The following is a 17,608-nucleotide window of genomic DNA, read 5'->3' as shown; positions in this document are numbered from 1 at the left end:
TTAACAGGGTTGTTTGGTTTTATAACTGAAACGCAGGTAATACATGATTCCGGCACTGGTGAGTCCGAAAGGAAAGGCAGCCCAGATTCCCGTCACACCCCACTGGCAGACAAATCCGAAGAAATAGCCGGCCGGCAGCGAAATCAGGAAGTAGGCGATGAACGAGAACAGCATCATGGGACGTACGTCGGCAATCCCTCTCAGGGCATTGGCGAAGTTGATTTGCAGGCCGTCGCCAAACTGGTAGAGCAGGAAGGGGATGATGACCTGGGCCACCATGAGGCTCACGGCCGCATCGTCTGTAAACCAGCCCCCGATGTGGTGGCGGAGCAGGAAGATAGGGATACCGGTCAGCACAATCATCGCCAGAATGATATGGAAGCCCGCACGGGCCGTGCGGCGTACATTCTCCAGGTCTTTCTGTCCGAAGAAATAGCTGATGCGTACGGATACGGCGGCTCCCATGCCGTAGTACATCATGAAGCAAACCTGCGATACGGCCATCATAATCTGATAGGATGCCAGTGCCGTACTGCCCAGCCAGCCCACCATGATGGCGCTGAGACTGAACGAAGCGGTTTCCATGCCCATCTGTCCGGCAATGGGCCATCCCAGCTTGTTCAGTTGTCCGAAATCGGTCCTGTTGATATGTCCTTGGGTAAATCCTTTTTTGAATACTTCGTAGCGGGAAGTGCCGAAGAAGAGAATCAGGTAGGCCACCACCATCAGGATACGTGAGGTCAGGGTTGCGATGCCGGCCCCCCACAGCCCCAGTTCCGGAAAGCCCGCCTTCCCGTAAATCAGCAGGTAGTTCCCCACGATGTTCAGCACGTTGCCACCCAGCAGAATCCACATGGAAATGCGCGTGTCGGTGATGCCGTCGGTAAACTGCTTGAAACCGTTGAACCATAGCACAAAAGGCAGGGAGGAAAGGAGCACCAGATAATAGGGGCGCATTACCGGAATCAGTTCCTCCGGCTGGCCGAGACGTTCCAAGTTCCAATAGAGCAGTCCCATGACCAGACAGACGATGACCGCCAGCAAGGTGTTGGCTGCCAGACTGTTCTTCAACGCCCTTCCGGCTGCTTCATGGTGGTGCTGTCCGAAAAGGCTTCCCACGATGGGGGTCAGCCCGTAACTGAATCCCGTGCTGAAAATGATGGCCAGGTTGAACATGTTGTTCACGAAACTGGCGGCAGCCAGCTCCTGCGTGCTGTGGTGGCCTATCATCAAGGTATCGGCAAACCCCAGTACGATGACCCCGATTTGTCCGATGACAATGGGGATGCCCAGCCAGAGAAGTGCCCGGTAGTTGGATTTTTTCATGGAATTGCCTTATAATAAAGAATGCTGCAGTTTTCAGGTACAAAACATTTGGCAGAAACCGCCTGAATTTGCGGGGCGGTTACCGCGCGGTATTTGTTCACCTCGTCGTTGATGTCTTCGGCTTTTCCTGTCAGTTCGAAGAAAGCCAGGTTGGTGGCCACGTTCAAATAGTTGATGTTGTTGAAAATCTGCTCACTCTCGTAGCGGTTTTTCACCTTTTCCAGTTCCTGCGGGCTGACGGGTACGGTCTTCATCTTTTCCAGTTCCTTCCAGATGGCTTCTTCGGCCTGTTCCAATGAAACCCCTGCGGCAGGTTTTCCGGTGATGTGGAGCAATCCTTCGTCCAGACTGCCCGAGATATAGGCATCGATGGAAGTGAACAATTTCTGTTCCTGCACCAGCGACTGTACGAAGCGGGAAGAACGTCCGTTGGAGAGGATATCCGTAATCATGTCATACACATAATAATCCGGGTGCATGCGGTTGGACATGTGGAAAGCCATGTAAATGGCATCCACGGGGACTTTCCGTTCCACCGTCTTGCGGCGGATGGCCGTTTGCGGCTGCTCTTTCGGAAGCTGGCGGGGAGGGATTTTCCGGGCCGGAATCGGGCCGAACCATTTCTGTGCCAGTCGGATGGTTTCCTCGAAAGTGATGTGCCCCGTTACGGCCAGGATGGCATTGTTGGGTGCATAGAAACGGTAGAAGAAGTCTTTCACCTCTTCCAGTGTGGCATGGGCAATGTGGGCAATCTCCTTGCCGATGGTTGGCCAGCGGTAAGGATGCGATTCGTAAGCCAGTTCCCTTAGCAGATGCGAAGCGTCGCCGTACGGCTGATTCAAGTTGCGCTGTTTGAACTCTTCAATGACTACCTGCCGTTGCACCTCCAGACTTTTCGGGCTGAAGTCCAGACTGAGCATGCGGTCGCTTTCCAGCCAGAACCCCGTTTCCACGTTTTGGAACGGCAGGGTGATGTAATAATTCGTCATGTCGTTGTTGGTCCAGGCATTGTTTTCCCCTCCGGCATTTTGTACCGGCGTGTCATAATCAGGGATATGAAGGGAGCCTCCGAACATCAGATGCTCGAACAGATGGGCAAAGCCCGTGTGCGACGGGTCTTCATCGCGGGCTCCCACGTCGTACAGCAGGTTGAGGGCGACCATTTGGGTAGAGTCGTCCTCATTGTGTACAATCCGCAGCCCGTTGTCCAGTGTATGACGGTTTACTTGAATCATGCGGGTGTCAGGTTATTCAATCACGGTTGCTTTCAGAATACGGACATCAGTTTCCGGACGGTCGGCCCGGTTGGTCTTGACCGCCTGAATCTTGTCCACTACGTCCATACCGTCGGTCACTTCTCCAAATACGGTGTAAGCTCCGTCCAGATGAGGAGCACCTCCTACGGTGGTATAGGCCGCAATCTGTTCACGGCTGAACTTCAAGGCCGGTTCCTTGGCCACGATGGCCCGTGCCTGCGTTTCCAGACTATCCTGCAGTTCCAGCAGGCCGTCGTTGTCGCCGGCTTTCCGCATCTTGTAGATTTCCTTCATGTGCTTACGGGCCAGTTCGTTGAACACGTTTTCCAGGCGGGCGTCGTTCAACTGGTTTTCCATGCTGATCATCTGTGCCTCCGAAAACTTCCGTCCGGTTACGATGTAGAACTGGCAGCCGGAAGATTCTTTTTTCGGGTTCACGTCGTCTCCCAGACGGGCTGCGGCCAGAGCCCCTTTCTTGTGGAAGAATTTCGGGTTGAATTCTGCCGGAAGCGTATAACCCACATCACCGTTGCCCAATGTAGTGGTATCGGTGGCCGTCTTGCTTTGCGGGTCGCCGGCCTGAATCATGAAGTTCTTGATCACACGGTGAAAGAGCGTGCTGTCGTAAGTGCCCTCCTTGACCAGCTTGATAAAGTTGTCGCGGTGTTTGGGCGTTTCGTTATACAGTTTGACCGTGATGTTGCCCATGGTCGTTTCCAGACGTACAAGTGTTTCGTTTCCAGTTTCCATATCGGTTGTCTTTTTTTGATTGCCCGTGCATGCCATCAGGCAGCAGGCCATCAGTGTGAATAAAATAGCAAATCTTTTCATGTCAAAAAAGAATGGTTTTGCAAAGGTATAAAAAAACTCTTTATCTGCTGCTTTCCGGCTTTGTCCTCCTTACTTTTCTTCAGGGGAAACGGTGACATACACCCGATGCGTGCGCTGTCCTTTGGCCTGTATGCCCGTGTCGGGCGTACGGCTCCAGGTTTGCAGTTCGCGGGCAGCGGTCGTATGACTCAGTCCGGTCAGCTCCATGTAGTCGGCTACCGTAAGGTATGGGTGTTTCAGTAGAAAGTTCTGAGCCATTTTCAGTCGCTTCTCACTGCTGTGTCGGGAGGTTTTCAGTCGGGACGTGCCATTTTCTCTTTCCAGCGTGCAGTGCAGGCTCGTTTTTTGGATCAGCTCCTTGTCGGCCCGGAAATTGATGTTCCGGATGCGGATGCTGCGGGCATTCCGGCGGGTATCTCCTTCGGGAAGTTCAGCTTCTTTACCTTTTGCCAGTCCCAAAGAGGGAGTGAAGGTGCCGATTTGGTCGAGTTTGACGGAATAGCCCCGTGCCATTTCGCGGGTCATGGCTTCGTGCAGGGCCACCAGCATGCCTTTTATTTCGCCCGCACTGTAGCTGCTTTGTTTGGCAATGTCATTCACCAAATCTTCGGTACTGCATTGCCCTTTGATAATCATTCTCGGATAGAGAAGGGTTTCCTCCTCGTTGTGCAGGTCTTTCATCTCCTGCATGGTGTAAGTTGCCGCCATCGTTAGTAATAAATTTAAAAGGTTTAAACGAATTCTTTCTTTTCCTTCGGTTATTTCTCTGTTCCATGGTGCGGGATTTGTATTTCACAGTGTGAAATATGTATCCCACACTGTGGTTTTTGTATCCCACAGTGTGAAACAGAGAATTCTCCTTGGTGAAGATAGTTATATTTAAAGGGAAAAGCAAGAATTGGACGGGGAATTTTGTGTTTACAGGTTCATCACTTCCTGCTCAAAGTTCTCCTTGTCTCCCTTGGCTCGGTTGATAATAAGGGTTTTTCTTGAAATGGCAGGGAGCATTTGTTCTCTTTTTCCAGTTATCCAATAGTGTTTTAAGTTCCTTTACCTTTTGTGGACAGTTTTGTGAAACATCTTGTTTTTCGCCAAGATCTGTTTTTAAGTGATAGAGTTCAATGCGTCCGTCTTCATAATTTTCAATAAGTTTCCAGTCGTCTTTCAGAATGACAGATACAGGACGTGTTCTGAAGTCCATATCCACGGTTTCCACATTTCCTCCTTCCAGGTAAGCCGGGAAATGCCAATAAAGTGGACGTTCCTTAAACGCTGAATCGTTTTCGCTTTCCAATAGGGGCATCAAACTTTTCCCGTCAAATTGGAGTGAATCGGAAATTCCTGTCCATTCCATGATGGTAGGGAATAAATCCATCTGAGAAACGGCTGTTTCGGTGATTTTCTTATGTTCGAATCGGTGCGGCTGGTAGATAATCAGAGGTACACGGATTCCTCCTTCGTAGAAACTTCCCTTTCCTGCTCTTAAAGGCCATTGTTTGGAGATGTCGTAGACTCCTCCATTGTCGGTTGTAAAAATAATGATGGTATTGTCGGCCTGTCCGCTTTCTGAAATGGCACGGAGTACTTTACCGACATTTCGGTCCATGACTTCGACCAGAGCGGCATATACTGGATTAGAGTGTGCTGTTGTTGGTTGTTTTCGGCGGTACTTTTCGATTAATTCTTCTGGTGCCTGGAGAGGAGTGTGTACGGCATAAGTTGCATAATAAAGGAAGAACGGTTGGGATTTATTGACTTTCTGAATCAGTCGGGCGGCTTCGTTTCCTAGACGGTCGGTCAAGAATTCTCCTTGTGGGCCGTCGGAAAGATTTTTGTTTTGGTAAGGAGCAAAGTAGGTGGAGGGATTTCCTGCATGATTTCCTGCAATATTGACATCTATTCCACAATCGCAAGGGTCTTGGGTAACATGCCATTTCCCTACATGGAAGGTCTGGTATCCGGCCCGTTTTAAGACTTGTGGTAGGATTTGAATGCCTTCTGGAAGTTCCTCTCGGTTGGGATAACTAATTAGCTTGCGAAGTTCTTTTTTCCCTCGGTCGGGATTTCCTACCGTATAAATGCCATGACGGGGAGTGTTCATTCCTGTAAGCATGCATGCTCGGCTTGGTGCACTGTTTGAAGCACCAGCATAGGCTTTCTGGAACCAGATTCCTTGTTTTTTTAGTTGGTCGATGTGGGGAGTTTCATAATATTTACTTCCATTGCTGCTTAGGTCAGTCCATCCCAAGTCGTCAATATTGATTAAAACGATATTGGGAAGTTGGTGGGATTGTGCGTGCAGCGGGATAAGTCCTGTAAAGGCTAAACCACAGCATAAAAAATAAGGTGTTTTCATGATATAAAAAGATTAGAAGAATATGATATGCAAAGATAGAAATTATTTTGAAAGTGATTCTTTGAGGAAAATCGGGGATAGTTGCGTTGGACTGGCGGATTTTGTTTAATAATCAGCTGGCTTTATATATTTACAAGAAAAACTCTTTTGTCTTTTTGCTAATAAATAAGAACAAATCCTAGTGGATATATTCTTTAAAAAAAGAGATTCTTTCTTCTAGTGCTATAAAAATGTTTATGAATTCATCTGCTTAATTAATGTCATTGAATAATGTCAGCATTATTTGTTAATAATTAAAGTTAGTTCGTTTTTTTCTTGCAAGATTTTGTATATTTAATATTTTGGATTATTTTTGTATTTCGAAAAAAGCGAATTCTCATTTAGTTGTAAAGTTACTTGAGAATGCGAGTGTGTAGTTAACCTTAATTCTTTATTAAAATCGAAGGACATGTTTAAGAACCTGAAACCTGTCAGTATGCTTTTACTTCTTTCTATCCTGCCAGCAGGAAAAATGCATGCTGAAAATCTAGCAGCCGATGCTTTTATCACTCAGCAGAATGGTGATTGCCGGGGCGTTGTGAAAGATATTAATGGGGATGCCATCATCGGGGCATCCGTAGTCGTAAAAGGCACAACCAATGGTGTGATAACAGATTTGGATGGAAACTTTAGTTTGTCGAACGTCAAAAAGGGAGCCACGTTGGAGATTTCGTTTGTGGGATACATTACGCAGGCTGCTGTGTGGAATGGACAGCCCATTGAGGTGGTCATGAAAGAAGACACAAAAACTTTGGACGAAGTAGTAGTGGTAGGATTTGGCTCTCAAAAGAAAGCTAACTTGACAGGAGCGGTAACAACCGTAAAAATGGACGAAGTTTTAGGAGACAGACCGCTGGCAAAAGCTGCAGATGCTTTACAGGGAGCTGTACCAGGATTGCTGGTAAGTAGCGGAGGAAACTTTGCGGGTTCCAGCAAATCTTTTCAGATTCGTGGAGCTTATTCCTTGGGAATCCAGAATAGCGATGGCAGTTATGGCGCAAGTGTTGCTCCGTTGGTGCTGATTGACAATGTAGAGGGTGACATTGACATGCTGAATCCTGATGATATTGAGTCCATCACCGTATTGAAAGATGCTGCATCTTCTGCTATTTATGGAGCACGTGCGGCTGGAGGTGTTATCTTGGTAACCACCAAACGTCCGAAAGGAGATACACGTTTTCAATTGAATTACAACAATAATTTTGCTTTTGCCAATGCCATAAATTTGCCTAAACAGACTTCGCTTGAAACCTATTTGCAGGCCTATAAGGATGCTGAAGGTGACCAGTTCTGGTCTTATGGTGCTCCGAGTGTGAGTCGTTGGTTGGAATTGTTGGGACAGTACAGGAAGGACCCTTCTTCCTTGGATGTAAAAGGAGATGGTATTTATAAAGAAAATGGTGCATTGTATTTCCTGAATGAAAAGGACTTGGTAAAGAATATGTTGGAAACAAGTTTCCAGCAAACTCACAATTTGTCGGTAAGTGGAGGTACAGAGAAACTTCGCTATCGTTTGTCTGTTGGTATGGTGGACAGTGACGGTGTGTTGATAACCAATAAAGATTCTTATAGTAGAATGAATGTCAGCAGCTTTATTTCTGCTGATATCACTAAATGGTTTACTCAAGAAGCGACTTTAAGTTACGCACATAGCAAAAGCATGCAGCCTCAGTCATCGGCAGGTGGAATTTATACAACTCGTTTGGCATCATTCTATCCGGAAGGAACCATGCCGGAAGGATATGGAAAAGGGGATGAAGATAATTTGCCTTTCTTTACTCCGAAGAATCAGATTTTGGCTGCCAATACGGACAAGAACATTAATGACAATCCACGTATTTTCTTGAAATCTATTCTGAAGCCATTGAAAGGATTGGAAATCGCTTTTGAATATACATTTGATAAGAATATGTATGATTACCACTATTACACCGGAGTACAGGAATTTACGACTATCCAGTGTGGTAAAGATGTTTATCCTTCAAACGACTATTTGCGTAAGTATAAGCAGTATACCAATTACAATGCAATCAACTTATACGGAACTTACAGTTTTGATTTAGCAAAAGACCATCATTTTAAAGTGATGGCTGGTTACAACCAGGAATCCAGTTATCAGGAAACTGTGGATGTATATTCGTACGGTCAGGCTGTAGTGGAAGTTCCTTCCTTGGGAGGTGGTACTTCTACCTTGAAGGCCAATGATTATTATACGGAATATGCGGTACGTGGTGGCTTTTTCCGGGTAAATTACAATTATAAAGATAAATACTTGCTGGAAGTGAACGGTCGTTATGATGGTTCTTCACGTTTTCCGAAAAACTCTCGCTTTGGTTTCTTCCCCTCTGTCTCTGCAGGATGGAACATTGCTCAGGAACGATTTATGGAGGGCGCAAGTGATTGGTTGGGTATGTTGAAGCTTCGTGGATCGTATGGTATGATTGGAAATCAGAATATCGTGGAATATGCATTTATTCCTTCTATGTCAATCAATAATAAATATAGTGGTTGGTTGATTGATAAAAATTTGGTGACTGCTGTTACTTCTTTGCCATCTTTGATTAGTTCTTCATTTACTTGGGAAAAAGTAGGTACAGCGAATGTAGGTATTGACTTTTCTTTGTTTAACAGCCGTTTATCAGGTTTGTTCGAATGGTATCAAAAGAATACCAAAGGAATGTTGGCACCGGGTATGCAGTTGCCGGCAGTCGTTGGTGCGTCTGCCCCTTATCAGAATACGGCGGATATGCGTACACGTGGTTGGGAATTGAATGTGAATTGGCGTGATCAGATTGGTAAGGTTGGTTACCGGATTGGTTTTAATCTTTCTGATTCCAAAAGTGTAATTACCAAATATGATAGTAATGAATCAAAATTGTTGAGCAGTTTCTATGAAGGCCAGGAGCTAGGTGAAATCTGGGGATATGTTTATGATGGTTTCTATTCCGTAGATGACTTTGAAGATACTCAGACATGGAAGCTGAAAGACGGAGTGGTGGCTATTAACGGATATAATCCTCGTCCAGGGGATGTAAAATTCAAGAATCTTCGTGATGATGAACAGGGTGAGAACTTGATTTATGCAGGCGATGGAACATTGGAAAACCCAGGTGACCGTAAAATAATCGGTAACAGCATGCCACGTTATTTATATGGAATTAATCTGGGGGTAAGTTACGAAGGTTTCGATTTGAGCGTCTTTTTGCAGGGAACTGGAAAACGGGATGCTTGGTTGGCCAATACGTTGACATTCCCTATGTATTCGGATTATAAGTTTATTCCTTTGTATGAAGGTTTGGATAATTATTGGAAGCCGGTCGATGAGGCTGCTGGGGATTATACATGTGCGAATCCAAATGCTGAATATCCACGTATTTATGCAGGGTATGGCAATCAGGGTTCCAATTATCGTACTTCAGACCGTTACTTGTCTGATGCTTCTTATCTGCGCATTAAGAATGTGACGCTTTCTTATACATTCCCTAAGCAATGGATAAAGAAAGTGGCGCTTTCTCAGCTAAAAGCTTTTGTAAGTATTGAAAACTTGGCAACCTTCTCTTCATTGGCTAAAGGTATAGATCCGGAAACTCTTTCTTGGAACTATCCGGCATTCCGTACTGTTTCCTTTGGCTTAAATCTTTCATTGTAAACAATTATAAAAATGACGTGTTATGAAAAAATTATTTATAGGCATTGCTGTTGTTTCCGGACTGATGTTTGCAGGATGTAACGATAGTTTCCTGGAAAAGACTCCAGTTACGGATCTGACAGAAAACAATGCGTTTAATTCTTATGATAATTTTAAGAACTTCATGTGGCCCTGCTATGAGATGTTTGTAAATACAACGATTCGTACTTCGACTCGGAATAATGGGTGGGGCACAGGAGGACAGTATGATGGAGATGTGGATGCCGGTTATTTGAACAAGCGTTCTCCGAGTGGCTTTAATCAGTTTGCCTATCAGACAAAAGGAAGTACGGCTTCCGGCAATGGATGGGACTTCAGTTCATATATTCGGCGAGTGAATATCATGCTTTCTCATCTTGAAGAGTCTGATATGACGGAAACGGAAAAGGAACATTGGCAGTCTGTGGGATATTTCTTTCACTCATTTTGGTACATGGAACTGATTGACCGTTTCGGAGATGTGCCATGGGTTAATAAGGTGTTGACAGAAGCATCTCCAGAAATTTATGGTACAAGAATGCCTCGTGTGGAAGTTGCTGATTCTGTGTTGGCTCGGTTACAGTGGGCTGAAACCCATATTGGTGACTTTAAATCACAGGATGGTTCCAATACGATTAATCGTGATTGTGTACGTGCTGCTTTGTCACGTTTCACTTTGCGTGAAGGTACTTGGCGTAAGTATCATGGACTGGAGGGTTCTGACAAATATCTACAGGAATGCGTGCGTGTATCAGAACTGCTGATGGCAGATTATCCAACCTTGTATACTGGAACAGACGGACAACCTGGAGCTGGATATGGGGAGATGTGGACCACTGAAGATTTAGGTACTGTACCAGGTGTCATTTTGTATAAGTCTTATGTGCAGGATATCAATCCGGTTCAGGGTGGTTGTTATGTTGAGCATACTTCTAGCCATGATGTGGAAATGAATCAGAATACAGTCGATTTGTATCTGATGAAAAATGGCAAACCGATTCATAATACCACATCTGGATATCATGGCGACAAGAGTATGTACACAACTTTCCGTGACCGTGATCCTCGTCTGTATCATACGGTTATGCCTCCTTATAAGGTGGAAGCCAATGGAGCAAACAAACCTGCGGAAAATCCCAATGCCTCATGGGGATATACTTCTGATCCGGCAGACCGTGAATACATTGATTTGATGGGTGCGAACTATACGTGCAGTAATCCGGGAGTCGGAATGAAACGTCTTCCTGCTCAGAACTGGTCAGCTTCGTTGGTTCCACAGATTCCAAATTTAGGTACGGGCGCTTTTGTAACTTGTCGTTCAGGCTATTATTTGTGGAAATTGTATTGTGGATGGGAAGAAAATTTCAACAATGGAACGCTGAATGTAGCGGATAAGCCTATTTTTAAGATTGAAGAGGTTTTATTGAACTATGCTGAGGCTAAAGCCGAACTTGGTGGATTTACACAGGATGTGGCAGATAAAAGTATCAATAAATTAAGAGATCGTGCGGGAGTGGCTCGTATGACAGTTAGTGAGATTAATGATAATTTTGATCCCGATCGTCCTTTTTATTATCCAGAAGGCAATACGGCAGGTACTCAGGTTCCGGCGTTGTTGTGGGAAGTACGTCGTGAACGTATCATAGAACTGATGGGTGAAGGTTTCGGATTTTATGATGTACGCCGTTGGCGTATGGCTCCTTGGTTCCTTAATCGCGCGGCTAAGGGGATTTGGGTAACCAAAGAATATGCATTGTCAAAGAGTATGACTCTGTATAATCCGAACACTGGAGTTTCAGACGGACAGGCTGGATCTATGACTGAGGGATATTTGTATTTGTTTAATGATCCGATTGCAGAAGGGAAAGGTTGGCTTGACAAATATTATTTGTATCAGGTTCCGACGGATGAGATTCTGTTAAATCCGAATTTGACTCAGAATCCTGGTTGGTGATGAATTGGATTCTGAAAAGATAAATTGAACAAAGGCTGCTTTAAAATAGAAATTAAAGTAATATTTTAAGCGTAAAAAATCTCCTGCTTTTAGCATATAGTTAGAATAAACTTAGGCTAAGGCAGGAGGTTCTTTTTTGACGGGAAAGGAGGAAAATTTAGTTTACAGGTTCATCACTTCCTGCTCAAAGTTCTCCTTGTCTCCTTTGGCGCGGTTGCGTATCTTGCTCCGGTAATTGTAGACCGTAGCCAGGGAGTATCCTAGGAAATGGGCAATCCGGTTGGCATCGGTCACTCCCAGCCGTATAAGTGCAAAGATGCGGAGTTCGGTGTTCAGTATTTCGCCCGGTTTGGGTTCAATCTTTCCTTCTTCGGTGAGCAAATTGTTGAAGTCGCGGATGAAGTGGGGAAACAGTTCCAGGAACGATTTATCAAATTCGTTGTAGAAATTCTTGCGCTCTTCGCGCAGGAATTGTTCCGAACGGATAGCCTTGAACAATTCTTCGATGCGGGATGCCATGGCCAGCTTTTCGAGGGAGCGTCGGTATTGCTCCAGCTTGTCCAGGTAGCTGACGCAGCGGTCCAGGTAGCGTGCGATATATACCTCTTTGATTTTGCCTGTTTGCTGCAACTGCTTGTTGACGGCTACCAGTTCTTTATTGGTTTTCGACAAGTCCCTTCGCATGAAGGCCAGTTTCTTCATACCATGATATAAATAGAATGCCAGCACAATCAGCGAGATGGCCAATGAACTGATGCTGACCATCAGAATCCATCCCAAGCGTTTTTCCTGGGCTTTCTTGTCTGAGTAGGCTTTGTCGATGATGGGATAGAATTCGGTGACCTCCAGAAAGCGCAAGCGGGCGTTGCAGGCCACGGCATCTTTCATCGAACAGCTGACGTAGGTGTATGCCCTTTCCGGATCGCCTTGCAGATAGACCAAGCGGGCCAGTTTCTGCAGGGCGGCATATTCCCTTACGGAAGAAGTCAGGTCGATAAGTGCGGTCTGTGCCAGGTAATAGATTTCCATGTCGAGGTCTTTCTTAGCCTCATACGCCAAAGAAAGGGTATAGTATACATAGGCTTTTTCCTGCATATCCAACGAGGAGGTGAGCACCTTGTTCAAGAGGGGAATTGCTTTGTCGGGGTGCCCTTCCAGGATTATCTTTTCTGCCAGAATGATCTGGCGGTTACTGTTCTCGGGCAGAATCTCCAGAAGAGAGTCGCGGTAGAGCCCTGTCTTTTCCAGGTATTTCTCTTTGACAGACTTGTCTGCGGTGTTGTCGGCCATCCATCCGTAGCAGGCCCTGATGGTGAAATAGTAATATCTTTGGTTGAGAGAGTCCAGCTGGTACGGGTTGAGGGTCTGCAATTTTTCCAGCGCTTCGTTGTACATGCCCATGACTCCTTCCACTTCTGCCCGGTTGATGGTCAGTTCAATGTCCCTTTCGGGTTGCTTTTGTAAGGAATTGTAGTATGCTTTTCGGCGAAGGTAATGGCAGGCAGAGTCGGCTTGGTAGTGAAGGTACAGGTTGAACAGTGTTCCGCAGAGCTTGTATTGTTCGTTGGGGTCTGTGGCATAATTCAGGTGTTGCTTCATCTGAAAAATGGTGGCTTCCCGTTCGTTCCGGTATTTCTCTTTTTGGGCGATGATTTTGTCAAGTTGTGCCAATATCCGCTCGTTGGAGGTTTGTGCGCAAACGCTTGTCCGCAGGCTGCTTTCCCATACGAAAAGCAGGAGGAAAAATAATATTCTCATAGCCTTAAGGTTGTATAGGATGTGTTATCTCATTTATATTTTAATCACTTAAAAAGTTATTAACATACAGTAAATGAATATATTGATACTTGTATGTATTTATATTTTGTTTCCAAAGATAAGAAATCTTTTTTCAGGAATCTATTTTTGCGATGAAAAACATTCAACCTCAATATCATGAAACATACATTGATTTTATGGGCTGTGTTCCTCTTCGTGTGGGGAATGGGTCAGACTGCCCGGGCCATGGACGTAAAGAAGATTGCCCCCTCTTTCTGGTGGGCGGGAATGAAACATTCCGAATTACAGATTTTGCTGTATGGTGATGACTTGGCTTCCTCCGATGTAACGGTATCGGGAGAGGGAGTTTATTTGGAAGAAGTCGTGAAGCAGGAGAATCCGAATTACCTGTTGCTGTATGTAGATTTGTCGGAGGCAGAGGCGCAGACTTTCCATATTCAGTTAAAGAATGGAAAGAAGCAGCTTCAAATTCCGTATGAACTGAAGGCGCGTACGCGAAAAGGAGAAGATGTGAAAGGATTTACTTCCGAGGATGTGTTGTATCTGATTATGCCCGACCGCTTTTCCAACGGGAATCCGGATAATGACGTAGTGAAAGGCATGAAAGAGACGAAACTGGACCGCACGGATTCGTTTGCCCGTCACGGGGGAGACCTTCTGGGTATCTCGAACCATTTGGATTATATCGCCGATTTGGGAGTGACGGCCATCTGGCTGAACCCGACGCAGGAAAATGACATGGAGGGCGGTTCTTATCATGGGTATGCCATTACAGATTATTATCAGGTAGACAGACGTTTTGGCAGCAATGAGGATTTCCGTGACATGGTGGATAAGGCACACGGAAAAGGTTTGAAAGTGGTGATGGATATGATTTTCAACCATTGCGGCAGCGAAAATTACTTGTTTAAGGACAAGCCTTCGAAGGAATGGTTCAACTTTCATTCCAACTATGTACAGACTTCGTTCAAGACGGCCAGTGTGATGGACATCCATGCCAGTGAGTATGAAAAGAAGATTGCCACCGACGGATGGTTTACTTCCGTGATGCCCGATTTCAACCAGCGTAACCGTCATGTGGCACGCTATCTGATTCAGAGCAGTATCTGGTGGATTGAATATGCAGGCATCAACGGCATCCGGCAGGATACGCACCCATACGCGGACTTTGATTTTATGAGTCAGTGGTGCAAGGAGGTGTTGGAGGAATATCCTTATTTCAATATTGTAGGGGAAACATGGCTAAACAGCAATGTGCTGGTTTCTTACTGGCAGAAGGACAGCAAACTGGCCGCCCCGTTGAACTCCAATCTGCCTACGGTGATGGATTTCCCTTTGCAGGCACTTATGAACCAGGCTTTCGATGAAGAGACCGGTGAGTGGGGAGGAGGTCTTTATAAACTGTATGATTATCAGACACAGGATTTGGTGTATGCGAATCCGATGAACTTGCTGACTTTTCTGGACAATCATGACACTTCACGCTTTACACGGACAGATGAGATGGCGCAGGATTTGAAGCGTTACAAACAGGCTCTGGTCTTTTTGCTGACTACCCGGGGGATTCCGCAGATTTATTACGGAACGGAAATCCTGATGACCGGGGATAAGGGGAAAGGTGACGGCGACTTGCGTAAGGACTTTCCGGGCGGATGGCCGGGAGATGTCCGTAACTGTTTTGAGGCCAGCGGACGGACGCCGTTGGAAAATGAGGCATTCGAGTTTACGCGCAAGTTGTTGAACTGGCGGAAAGGAAATCCGGTTATCGGAAAAGGTACGCTGAAGCATTATTCCATCTGTCAGGGAGTGTATGTCTATCAGCGGGAATTCAACGGCAAATCGGTGGTGGTGGTGATGAACGGGACCGATTCACCGAAAGAACTCGACCTGACTCCTTACAAGGAAATTCTTCCGGCAGACAAGGTTCGGGACTTGCTGACGGGAAAGCAGGTGAATCTGAAGGGAAAATTGGCTCTGGAGGGACGTGAGAACCTTGTGATGGAGTTCTAATGTATTTCTATTTTTAGTCCTTGATTTGTTGGTTAAGTATTTTATTTATAGATGATTAAATATTTTACGGGTTTCTATTTTTTCTGTTTACGAATATAAAAATTGAGGAGGAGGCCTAATTTTGCTTCCGGTAACTGAAAAACATAAATCCAATTAAATTAATACCGCGAAAAACGTATGAAAACAAGAAAAACTTTTGCCTTTGTAGCAATGTGCTGTTGTGCATTTCTGGCACACGCACAGAAACTGACTTCGCCGGATGGCAATCTGGTAATGGATTTCAGTTTGAATCAGAAAGGAGCTCCGGTGTATGAGCTTACCTTTAAGAACAAACAAGTCATCAAGCCCAGTACTTTGGGATTGGAATTGAAACGGGAAGATCCGGAAAAACGGATTGGCTTTGAATGGACGGAACGCAAGGACAAGGAACGTGTAGATGAAAAGACTAATCTGATGACGGGTTTTAAAGTAAGGGAAACACATACTTCTACCTTTGATGAGACTTGGCGTCCGGTATGGGGAGAAGAGAGTGAAATCCGCAATCATTACAATGAACTGGAAGTCACGCTCGACCAACCGGAAAATGACCGTTACATTGTGATTCGTTTCCGCTTGTTCAACGACGGACTGGGTTTCCGTTATGAGTTTCCTCAACAGAAGAACCTGAATTATTTTGTCATCAAGGAAGAACATACGCAGTTTGCCATGACAGGCGACCATACTGCTTTCTGGATTCCAGGCGACTATGATACGCAGGAATATGATTATACGACTTCCCGTCTTTCTGAAATCCGTGGAAAGATGAAAGAGGCGGTTACTGAAAATTCTTCACAGTTTGTGTTCTCACCGACAGGGGTACAGACGGCGTTGATGATGAAGACGGATGACGGATTGTACATCAACCTGCATGAAGCGGCGTTAAAGGACTATTCTTGCATGAGCCTGAATCTGGACGACAAGAATCTGGTGTTTGAATCTTGGCTGACTCCCGATGCGAAAGGGGATAAGGGCTATATGCAGACACCGTGTAACTCGCCCTGGCGTACCGTAATCGTGAGCGACGATGCCCGCAACATTCTGGCGTCACGTATCACTTTGAACTTGAATGAACCCTGCAAGATTGCAGATACGTCTTGGATTCATCCGGTGAAATATATCGGTATCTGGTGGGACATGATTACCAATAAAGGAACCTGGGCTTATACAGACGATTTGGCGAGTGTGAAACTGGGTGAGACAGATTATTCCAAGACCAAGCCCAACGGAAAACATTCGGCCAATACCGCAAACGTAAAACGTTACATCGATTTCGCAGCCGAAAATGGTTTTGATGCCGTATTGGTGGAAGGATGGAACCAGGGCTGGGAAGACTGGTTTGGCAAGAGCAAGGACTATGTGTTCGATTTTGTGACTCCTTATCCTGACTTTGACGTGGAAGAAGTGCATCGCTATGCAGCCAGCAAAGGGGTGGAGATGATTATGCATCATGAAACATCGGCCTCTGTGCGTAACTACGAGCGTCACATGGACAAAGCCTATCAGTTTATGGTGGACAACGGATACCATGCGGTAAAGAGTGGCTATGTGGGCGACATCATTCCGCGCGGAGAGCATCATTATGGACAATGGATGGTAGACCACTATCTGTATGCAGTGAAGAAAGCGGCCGACTACAAGATTATGGTGAATGCTCATGAGGCGGTTCGTCCGACCGGTTTGTGCCGTACGTATCCGAACTTGATTGGCAATGAGTCAGCCCGCGGTACGGAATATGAATCCTTTGGCGGAAACAATGTGAACCATACGACCATTTTGCCGTTTACCCGGTTGATTGGTGGCCCGATGGATTATACGCCGGGTATTTTTGAACCGGATTGCAGCAAGATGAATCCGAATAACAAGTCGCATGCACGTACCACTCTGGCACGCCAGCTGGCTCTTTACGTGACGATGTACAGTCCGCTGCAGATGGCAGCCGATGTGCCGGAAAATTATGAACGCTTCATGGATGCCTTCCAGTTTATCAAGGATGTGGCAGTAGACTGGGACGAAACCAAGTACCTGGAAGCCGAGCCGGGAGAATATATCACCATTGCACGCCGTGCTAAGGGAAGCACCGACTGGTATGTAGGATGTACCGCAGGATATAACGGTCATGAATCGAAGTTGTCTCTTGATTTCCTGCAGCCGGGCAAGAAATATGAAGCGACCATTTATGCAGATGCAAAGGATGCCAGCTGGGACAAGAATCCGCAGGCTTATACCATTACCAAGAAAAAAGTGACCAATAAGACTAAATTGAACCTGAAAGCTGCTGTGGGTGGAGGTTACGCCATTTCCATCAAGGAAGTGAAATAAGAAACCATAAGGGAAAGATTGTGGTTTTCAAT

At 45.7% G+C, this 17,608-nt stretch carries 10 protein-coding genes; 4 read left to right on the top strand and 6 right to left on the bottom strand.

The genetic code is table 11. The features are described 5' to 3' along the window. The 5 genes from OIM59_RS14515 to OIM59_RS14495 all read right to left on the bottom strand — a co-directional run bounded on the left by OIM59_RS14515 (position 1) and on the right by OIM59_RS14495 (position 5,769). Positions 1-1,326, bottom strand: a complete 1,326-nt coding sequence (locus OIM59_RS14515; RefSeq protein WP_299172501.1) for an MATE family efflux transporter — start codon at positions 1,324-1,326, stop codon at positions 1-3. Next, positions 1,323-2,561: a pitrilysin family protein gene (locus OIM59_RS14510; protein ID WP_299172498.1), complete on the bottom strand. Its 1,239-nt coding sequence runs from the start codon at positions 2,559-2,561 to the stop codon at positions 1,323-1,325. The genes OIM59_RS14515 and OIM59_RS14510 overlap by 4 nt, the downstream gene beginning before the upstream one ends. A gap of 12 nt (positions 2,562-2,573) precedes the next feature. Next, complete coding sequence (locus tag OIM59_RS14505; protein WP_235816747.1) at positions 2,574-3,368, bottom strand: peptidylprolyl isomerase; 795 nt, start codon at positions 3,366-3,368, stop codon at positions 2,574-2,576. Between the two features lie 114 nt (positions 3,369-3,482). Continuing rightward, complete coding sequence (locus OIM59_RS14500; protein WP_299172495.1) at positions 3,483-4,121, bottom strand: HU family DNA-binding protein; 639 nt, start codon at positions 4,119-4,121, stop codon at positions 3,483-3,485. A 232-nt stretch (positions 4,122-4,353) separates the two neighbouring features. Continuing rightward, positions 4,354-5,769, bottom strand: coding sequence for a sulfatase (locus OIM59_RS14495; RefSeq protein ID WP_299172492.1), 1,416 nt, complete (start codon positions 5,767-5,769; stop codon positions 4,354-4,356). 511 nt (positions 5,770-6,280) lie between these two features. Between OIM59_RS14495 and OIM59_RS14490 the strand changes: the two genes are divergently transcribed. Continuing rightward, a complete protein-coding gene (locus tag OIM59_RS14490; protein ID WP_299172530.1) occupies positions 6,281-9,457 on the top strand; it encodes a TonB-dependent receptor in 3,177 nt (1,058 codons plus the stop codon). Between the two features lie 22 nt (positions 9,458-9,479). Then, a complete protein-coding gene (locus OIM59_RS14485; protein ID WP_299172490.1) occupies positions 9,480-11,429 on the top strand; it encodes a RagB/SusD family nutrient uptake outer membrane protein in 1,950 nt (649 codons plus the stop codon). A gap of 162 nt (positions 11,430-11,591) precedes the next feature. Here OIM59_RS14485 and OIM59_RS14480 read toward each other — a convergent pair whose 3' ends face one another. Next, positions 11,592-13,187, bottom strand: a complete 1,596-nt coding sequence (locus OIM59_RS14480; protein ID WP_303897411.1) for a DUF6377 domain-containing protein — start codon at positions 13,185-13,187, stop codon at positions 11,592-11,594. A gap of 177 nt (positions 13,188-13,364) precedes the next feature. On the opposite strand from OIM59_RS14480, the gene OIM59_RS14475 reads away from it, so the two are divergent. Both OIM59_RS14475 and OIM59_RS14470 read left to right on the top strand, forming a co-directional pair. Next, positions 13,365-15,218, top strand: a complete 1,854-nt coding sequence (locus tag OIM59_RS14475) for a glycoside hydrolase family 13 protein (protein WP_299172484.1) — start codon at positions 13,365-13,367, stop codon at positions 15,216-15,218. A gap of 177 nt (positions 15,219-15,395) precedes the next feature. Continuing rightward, entirely contained in the window at positions 15,396-17,576 is a 2,181-nt protein-coding gene (locus tag OIM59_RS14470) for a glycoside hydrolase family 97 protein (RefSeq protein WP_299172482.1), read from the top strand. Positions 17,577-17,608 lie beyond the last annotated feature (32 nt).

This window comes from Bacteroides mediterraneensis, assembly GCF_025993685.1.
GTDB classification, from domain to species: domain Bacteria; phylum Bacteroidota; class Bacteroidia; order Bacteroidales; family Bacteroidaceae; genus Phocaeicola; species Phocaeicola mediterraneensis_A.
This window is presented reverse-complemented; position numbering and strand designations above follow the sequence as displayed.

Bases quoted from the DNA above. Each gene is read 5' to 3' on its own strand.
- OIM59_RS14515 (WP_299172501.1), bottom strand. From the start codon at position 1,326: ATGAAAAAATCCAACTACCGGGCACTTCTCTGGCTGGGCATCCCCATT.
- OIM59_RS14510 (WP_299172498.1), bottom strand. From the start codon at position 2,561: ATGATTCAAGTAAACCGTCATACACTGGACAACGGGCTGCGGATTGTA.
- OIM59_RS14505 (WP_235816747.1), bottom strand. From the start codon at position 3,368: ATGGCATGCACGGGCAATCAAAAAAAGACAACCGATATGGAAACTGGA.
- OIM59_RS14500 (WP_299172495.1), bottom strand. From the start codon at position 4,121: ATGGCGGCAACTTACACCATGCAGGAGATGAAAGACCTGCACAACGAG.
- OIM59_RS14495 (WP_299172492.1), bottom strand. From the start codon at position 5,769: ATGAAAACACCTTATTTTTTATGCTGTGGTTTAGCCTTTACAGGACTT.
- OIM59_RS14490 (WP_299172530.1), top strand. From the start codon at position 6,281: ATGCATGCTGAAAATCTAGCAGCCGATGCTTTTATCACTCAGCAGAAT.
- OIM59_RS14485 (WP_299172490.1), top strand. From the start codon at position 9,480: ATGAAAAAATTATTTATAGGCATTGCTGTTGTTTCCGGACTGATGTTT.
- OIM59_RS14480 (WP_303897411.1), bottom strand. From the start codon at position 13,187: ATGAGAATATTATTTTTCCTCCTGCTTTTCGTATGGGAAAGCAGCCTG.
- OIM59_RS14475 (WP_299172484.1), top strand. From the start codon at position 13,365: ATGAAACATACATTGATTTTATGGGCTGTGTTCCTCTTCGTGTGGGGA.
- OIM59_RS14470 (WP_299172482.1), top strand. From the start codon at position 15,396: ATGAAAACAAGAAAAACTTTTGCCTTTGTAGCAATGTGCTGTTGTGCA.